This is a genomic window from Arthrobacter sp. P1_A5 (assembly GCF_056406825.1).
The window spans coordinates 1-7,130 of the sequence record NZ_JBFTZL010000187.1; the positions used below are offsets into that span (position 1 = coordinate 1).

A 7,130-nucleotide genomic window follows, 5' to 3' on the forward strand; every position below is an offset into this window, starting at 1 on the left:
ATGACGAGAAGGTATTCGCATGCAACAAGCCCAAACCGCCACGAAGGCGGCTCCTGCCGAGGCCGGCACCGGCAGCGCTGCCACCGCCGTCGGCGCAGCCGTCGACTCCGTACTCAGCCGGGGACTCAACGTCCGCCACATCCGCTTCATGGCGCTGGGCTCGGCGATCGGCACGGGGCTGTTCTACGGCTCCGCCTCCGCCATCCAGAAGGCCGGGCCCGCCGTCCTGCTGGCCTACATGATCGGCGGCGCCGCGGTCTTCATGGTGATGCGTGCCCTCGGCGAAATGGCGGTGCGGCATCCGGTGTCCGGGTCCTTCGGCCAGTACGCGAGCCGCTACCTGGGACCGCTGGCCGGGTTTGTGACGGGCTGGACCTATGTCTTTGAGATGGCGATCGTGGCCATCGCGGATGTCACGGCGTTCAGCATCTACATGGGATTCTGGTTCCCCGGCGTGGAGCGCTGGGTCTGGATCCTGGCCATCATCTTCTTCCTGGCCGCCCTGAACCTGCTCAGCGTCAAGGTGTTCGGCGAGCTGGAATTCTGGTTCTCCCTGATCAAGGTGGCGGCCATCATCGCCATGATCGCGGGCGGGGCTGCGATCATCGTCTTCGGCTTCCAGGCCGGCGGCGCCACCGTGGCACCAGGGCTCGGCAACCTCGTGGACCACGGAGGCCTGTTCCCCAACGGGTTCGAAGGACTCCTTGCCTCCTTCGCCGTGGTGATGTTCGCGTTTGGCGGCGTGGAGACCCTCGGCATCACCGCAGGTGAGGCCGCCGATCCGAAAAAGGTCATCCCCAAGGCCGTCAACACCGTGCCCGTCCGGGTCCTGCTGTTCTATGTGCTGACCCTCGGCGTGCTGATGAGCCTGTTCCCGTGGGACGAAATTGGCAGCAACGGCAGCCCCTTCGTGCAGATCTTCAGCGGCCTGGGCATCCCGGCCGCACCCCACATCCTCAACGCCGTGGTGATCACGGCGGCGCTCTCGGCAGTCAACAGCGACATCTTCGGCGCCGGCCGGATCCTCTTCGGCCTGGCCCGGCAGGGCCACGCACCGGCGAGCTTCGGCAAGGTTTCCCGTCACGGGGTGCCGTGGATGACGGTGGTGATGATGACCGGCATCCTGCTGGTGGGGGTGGTGCTGAACGCCGTGATCCCGGAAGACGTCTTCCTGCTGATCGCCTCGATCGCCACCTTCGCGACCGTGTGGGTCTGGGCCATGATCCTGGCCTCCCATGTCGCCATGAAACGCGAGATCGCCCGCAAGTCCCTGCCGGCGTCGGAGTTCCCGTCACCGTGGTGGCCCGCCGCCTCCATACTGACCATCGCGTTCATGGCCCTGGTGATCGTGATTCTCGGCGCCTTCGAGGACACCCGGGTGGCGCTGTATGTGGGCGCCGCCTGGCTGGGCGTCCTGGTACTCGCTTACCGCCTCTGGGTCCGCGGCCACGGCCGGGCGCGGGCGGAACTGGTCGACGAAACCGCCCAGCTCCCGCAAGTTCCCGCCGGGCGGTGATAGTGCCTCGCCCCCAAGGGATTAAGACGCTCCCGGGGGTGCCCCCACGGGGTTAAGATCAGGCATGGTCCCTGCCACCAACCTCTTGGCCTTTGCCCTTGCCGCCCTCGTGCTCATCGCCATCCCGGGGCCCAGCGTGCTGTTCGTGATCGGACGGACGCTGGCCCTGGGACGCAGGGGCGGGCTGTTGAGCGTCCTGGGAAACGCGGCCGGAGAGGTGGTGCAGATCGCCGCCGTGGCCCTGGGCGTCGGCGTGGTGCTGGCCCAATCCCTGCTGCTGTTCAGCGTGGTGAAATTCGCCGGCGCCGCCTATCTGGTCTACCTCGGGATCCAGGCGATCCGGCACCGCGGCGGCGGCGCGGCGACGGCGTCGTCCTCGAACCCGGCCTCGACCGCCCGCGTGCTCCGGGAGGGCTTCATCGTCGGCGCGACCAACCCCAAGTCGATTGTATTTTTCGTGGCCGTGCTTCCCCAGTTCGTGGACTACTCGGCCGGAGCGATTCCCGTGCAGCTCGCCGCCTTGGGTGCGGTCTTCCTGCTCATTGCCCTGGTCTCGGACAGCACGTGGTCCCTCGCGGCCGGGACGGCCCGGCACTGGTTTGCGCGCTCCCCCCGGCGGATCGCCGCTCTCAGCACCACCGGTGGCGTGATGATGATCGGGCTGGGCGGCACCCTGGCGCTCGTGGGCAACAAGAACTAGCGGATTCCTGTCGCCCAGCAGATGGAAGCGGGCGGCGGCGGGCATGTGCGTCTAAGCGAGGAACGAGCGAGCACGCGGAACATGTCCGTCCCGCCCGCACGGCAGCCCGGCCCGGGCTACCGCGCCGACCAGCCGCCGTCCATCGTGTAGCTGGCACCGGTGACCATGCCGGCGTCGTCGGATGCCAGCCACGCCACCAGGGACGCCACTTCCTCGGGCTCCACGAGCCGCTTGACCGCTGATTCGGTCAGCATGATCTTGGCGAGCACCTCGGACTCCGGGATGCCGTGAACCTTGGCCTGGTCCGCGATCTGCGATTCAACCAGGGGCGTGCGGACGTAGCCGGGGTTGATGCAGTTGGAGGTGACCCCGTGCGCCCCGCCTTCGAGGGCCGTTACCTTGCTCAGGCCCTCGAGCCCGTGCTTGGCCGAGACGTAGGCGCTCTTGAACGGCGAAGCCCGGAGCCCGTGCACGGAGGACAGGTTGATGATGCGGCCGAAGTTGTTGGCGTACATGTGCGGCAACGCGGCCCGGATCAGCAGGAACGGGGCCTCCAGCATGAGGGTGATAATGCGGCGGAAGTCGGCCGGATCGAACTCCTCGATGGGGCTGATGCGCTGGATTCCGGCGTTGTTCACCAGGATGTCGCAGTCCAGGCTGAGCGTCTGGAGGGATTCCACGTCGAGCAGGTTGACGGCCCACGCGGTGCCGCCGACCTCGTCGGCGAGCGCGGCGGCTGCGGCCTCGTCCATATCCGCGATCACCACTTTGGCCCCGCGCGCAGCCAGGGCCCGGACGCTCGCCGCGCCGATCCCGCCGGCGCCGCCGGTGACCAGGGCCTTGCGTCCGTTCAGCGTGTTTTCCATAACTCAGCCTTCCGTGTCAAAAATTCGATGAGGCGGCCGGCTCCAGCGTGGCTGGAGCCGGCCCAAAACTCAAGCAGCTCAGCGGATGGCTGCTACGGGCAGGCCTTCGCGTTCGGCGTCGGCCCGGTCCACGTCCTCCAACGCGATGCCCTTGGTTTCCTTCAGGGTCAGCACTGCGACGGTGGTGATGGCGCAGGCGACCAGCAGGTAGATCGCGGTAGGCAGCCAGGAGCCGGTGTCCTTGAGCCACTGGGTGGCCAGGAGCGGCGCCAGCGAACCGGCGAAGATCGAGGTGACCTGCGAGCCAAGGGAGACCCCGGCGTAGCGCATCCTGGTCGGGAACAGCTCCGACATGAGGGCCGGCTGGCCGGCATACATGAAGGCGTGCAGGCACAGGCCGATCGTGACGGCCAGGACGATGATCACCGGGTTGCGGGTATCGAACATCGGGAAGGCGAAGAACGGCCAGGTGGCACCTGTGACGGCACCGATGAGGTAGACCGGCTTCCGGCCCCAGCTGTCCACGAGGCGCCCGACCTGCGGGATGACCAGGAAGTGGACGACGTGGGCGATCAGCAGGGCCAGCAGCAGCGAGGAGGTGTCGTACTTGTGCACGGACTTCAGGTAGACGATCGCGAAGCTGACCACGAGGTAGTACATGATGTTTTCCGCGAACCGGAGCCCCATGGCCTGCAGGATGCCCTTGGGGTATTTGCGGATGACTTCGCGGACGCCGTAGCTGGCGGACTGATCCTCTTCCAGCTGGGCCTTGGCCTCGAGGAAGATGGGCGATTCGGAGACGTGGGTGCGGATGTAGTAACCGACGAACACGATCACGGCGGAAAGCCAGAACGCCACCCGCCAGCCCCAGCTGAGGAAGTCGGCTGAGCTGAGCACGTTGGACATGATGAACAGGACCAGGGTGGCCAGCAGGTTGCCCACGGGAACGGCGGCCTGGGGCCAGCTGGACCAGAAGCCCCGGGACTTGTTGGGGCTGTGCTCGGCGACGAGCAGGACTGCGCCGCCCCATTCGCCGCCGAGGGCGAAGCCCTGGATGAAGCGCAGGAGGACCAGCAGCGCCGGCGCCAGGTAACCGAGGGTGGCGAAGCCCGGGAGGCAGCCCATCAGGAAGGTGGAGACACCGATGATGATGATGGTGAGCTGCAGGGTGGGCTTGCGGCCGAGTTTGTCGCCGATCTGGCCGAAGACAATGCCGCCCAGGGGGCGGGCCACGAAACCGACGGCGTAGGTCAGGAACGCCTGGATGATGCCGTCCAGCTCGTTGCCCGTGGCGGGGAAGAAGTACTTGCCGAACACCAGGGTGGCGGCGGTGGCGTAGAGGAAGAATTCGTACCACTCGACGACGGTTCCCACCATCGATGCGGCGACGATTTTCTTGAGCCCGGAACCCTTGGATGCGGGTGCTGCGGCGGTTGTTGCAGAGCGTTCGTTTACGCTCATCTGATTCTCCTTAGTGTCCACGGTGACACGCGCTGTGACGCACAGCACTGAAATGGCTTCATTGAGTATTGCCGCACATCCACGGCGATTCAATGGCCAAACCAGCACCCGCTATGTGCAGAATTGCAGATATGAACGCCAATCCCGATGACCTGCTGGTCCTGCTCGCGGTCTCCCGTTCGGCTAAATTCACGACGGCGGCACAAACGCTCGGACTGAACCACACCACCGTTTCCCGCCGGATCGCGGCGCTGGAGAAGGCGCTGGGTGGCCGCGTGCTCTCGCGCGCCTCGGGAGGCTGGGAGCTCACCGAACTCGGTGCCGAGGCCGTTCGGGTGGCCGAGCAGGTCGAGAGTGCCGTGCGCACCCTGGAGCAGCCCGGGCACACCCCCGACCCCATCACCGGCGTCGTACGGATGACCGCGACGGATGGATTCAGCGCCTACATCGCCGCCCCGGCCGTGGCCCGGCTCCGCCGCAACCATCCCGGCCTCAGCGTCGAGATCATCACCGTGACGCGCCGGGCGCTCCAGCAGCGGTCCGGCCTGGACATCGAGGTGGTGGTCGGCGAGCCGCAGGTGCACCGGGCAGAGGCCGCGCGGCTCGGCGAGTACATGCTGGGAATGTACGCCTCCCGCGGCTACCTCGCCGAGTACGGCACCCCGGCCACCGTGGAGGAGCTGACGGCCCACTCACTGGTCTACTTCGTCGATTCGATGCTGCAGGTGGACGATCTGGACGCCCCGCGGCGGCTGGTGCCCACCATGCGGGACGGGCTGAGCTCCACCAACGTCTTCGTCCACGTGGAGGCCACCCGGGCCGGCGCCGGGATTGGGTTCCTGCCCTGTTTCGCGGCCGACCTGCACCCGGACCTCGTCCGGCTCCTGCCGGAAGAATTCGCGGAGCTGCTGCCCTACTGGATGGTGCTCCGGCCCGATTCGATGCGCCGGCCGGCAGTGGCCGCGCTCGTGCAGGCGCTGCGGGAGCAGACCGCGGCGCACCGCGATGCCCTGCTGGGCCGGGGAGCAGCCCCATCGATTGCTCCGTAGCCGCCTCTATCGTGCCGCAAAAGGGCCGCTACGGAGCAGTCGGCGTCCCTGCGCGGGGCCCAGCCGGGGGCTCGGCGGGCGGCTGAGCGGGAACGGGCGGTTCCGCGGCCGGCTCAGCGAGCACGGGCGACTTCGGGTCATGCCGGACGGCGGCGCCGGCCGCGAACGCCCGCACCTTTTCGTCGTTCCAGATGTGGGCCGGCACCGCACCGCCGAGCAGGCGCCGCGCGAGGCCGGGGTCGTCGTCGAACGGGACATCGCTGCCGGCCATGACCATGTTGCCGAAGCGCCGGCCCTTCAGCATGGCCGGATCCGCGATGATCACGGTGTAGGCAAAGGCGTCGGCGATGGTCGCGGCGTCCTCGCGGGCATTCTTGAGGTCCGGGGCGTCGCCGGAGTTGACTACATATATCCCGCCGGGGGCCAGGACGCGCTTGGCGTGCTCGATGAATTCCCGGGTGGTCAGCGGCCGCGGGGTCAGCGAGCCGGCGAAGACGTCGCGGATGATCAGGTCCCGGGTCTGCGGGGTCAGGCTCTCGGTGACCTCGCGGGCCTCTCCCACGCGCAGGCGCAGCAACGGTGCTTTGGGCAGGTCGAACCAGCCCCGGACGTAGTCGGCGAGCTTGCCGTCCAGCTCCACCACCACCTGGCGGGCGTCCGGGTAGGCGGCGTGGAAATAGCGCGCCAGTGAGCATGCTCCCCCGCCAAGGTGCAGGGCGCGCAGCTTGGGCCCAGGCTCCCGCGGCCAGCGCGACTCCACCAGGGCTGCCATCCAGCGCATGTACTCGAAGTCGAGGAACAACGGGTCCGCGAGGTCAATGTGCGAGCTCATGACGCCGTTGATGCGCAGGAGCCAGCCGGTGGAATTGTCCTGGTCCGGGATCAGCTCGCAGTCCCCGGTATCGATGTAGTACACCCCGGCCAAAGGACCGGCCGGGCGGGAACCCTTGGGCACTTCCACCACACCCGGCCCGGCGGTTTGGGCGCCCCGCCCTTTGCCCCGCTTGGCCATCAGCTATCCCCCGCATTGTGCATGTTTCAACCCTAGTTCACCGGCGGCCCCGGACGCGGCCCCGTACGCGGCCAGCCCGCGGGACCAAAGCCCCTACCCATTCCCGGGCCGCAGGGTTCTACTGGGGCTGCACATAGTGCCGGGCGAAGGGGTGCGTCCGACGAGCCGGGAGGAAAAATGTCGGCACCCACAGGGCAGCAGGGCGGCACCGTGGCGGTCGGCTACGGCGGGTCCGGGGCCGCTCAACTCGCCGTTCGCTGGGCGGCCGAATACGCGGCCGCGGCCGGGCTGGACCTCCTGGTGATCCATGCCTGGGTGTGGCCGGTTTTCACCAAGAACCTGGGCCCTGTCAAGGGCGTGGCCGGCAGCGGGCTGCGGCATTCCGCGGAAGCCGTCCTCGCCGAGGGCATCGAGCTGGCACGCCGCGCCGCCCGCGATGCGGCCGCTGGCGCACCGCTGGGGGCCGAGCGCGCCGTCACCGGGCAACAGCCGGAACGTCCCGGCACCGCCGTCGACGGCGTCATGG

At 68.2% G+C, this 7,130-nt stretch carries 7 protein-coding genes; 4 read left to right on the forward strand and 3 right to left on the reverse strand.

From position 1 onward, the window contains the following. The first annotated feature begins 19 nt into the window (after nt 1-19). Nucleotides 20-1,516, forward strand: a complete 1,497-nt coding sequence (locus AC1D1S_RS17925; protein ID WP_243181342.1) for an amino acid permease — start codon at nt 20-22, stop codon at nt 1,514-1,516. A gap of 64 nt (nt 1,517-1,580) precedes the next feature. Beyond that, nucleotides 1,581-2,216, forward strand: coding sequence for a LysE family translocator (locus tag AC1D1S_RS17930; RefSeq protein ID WP_476942652.1), 636 nt, complete (start codon nt 1,581-1,583; stop codon nt 2,214-2,216). A gap of 116 nt (nt 2,217-2,332) precedes the next feature. On the opposite strand, the gene AC1D1S_RS17935 is transcribed toward AC1D1S_RS17930, so the two are convergent. Together AC1D1S_RS17935 and AC1D1S_RS17940 are read right to left on the reverse strand one after the other, a co-directional pair. Continuing rightward, nucleotides 2,333-3,082 (reverse strand): 3-hydroxybutyrate dehydrogenase, encoded by a 750-nt coding sequence (locus AC1D1S_RS17935; protein WP_028277131.1) that lies wholly within the window; start codon nt 3,080-3,082, stop codon nt 2,333-2,335. 78 nt (nt 3,083-3,160) lie between these two features. Next, nucleotides 3,161-4,543, reverse strand: a complete 1,383-nt coding sequence (locus tag AC1D1S_RS17940; protein ID WP_476995086.1) for an MFS transporter — start codon at nt 4,541-4,543, stop codon at nt 3,161-3,163. Nucleotides 4,544-4,674: 131 nt separating this feature from the next. Here AC1D1S_RS17940 and AC1D1S_RS17945 point away from each other — a divergent pair, with 131 nt between their 5' ends. Further along, entirely contained in the window at nt 4,675-5,592 is a 918-nt protein-coding gene (locus AC1D1S_RS17945) for a LysR family transcriptional regulator (protein WP_476942654.1), read from the forward strand. A gap of 28 nt (nt 5,593-5,620) precedes the next feature. Here the strand turns inward: AC1D1S_RS17945 and AC1D1S_RS17950 are convergent, their stop codons facing one another. Continuing rightward, the gene (locus tag AC1D1S_RS17950) at nt 5,621-6,604 is read right to left on the reverse strand and encodes a spermidine synthase (protein ID WP_243181337.1); all 984 of its coding nucleotides are present in this window, start codon (nt 6,602-6,604) and stop codon (nt 5,621-5,623) included. A 177-nt stretch (nt 6,605-6,781) separates the two neighbouring features. On the opposite strand from AC1D1S_RS17950, the gene AC1D1S_RS17955 reads away from it, so the two are divergent. Then, nucleotides 6,782-7,130: universal stress protein (locus tag AC1D1S_RS17955; RefSeq protein WP_476995087.1), on the forward strand; the 349-nt coding region annotated here is incomplete at its 3' end.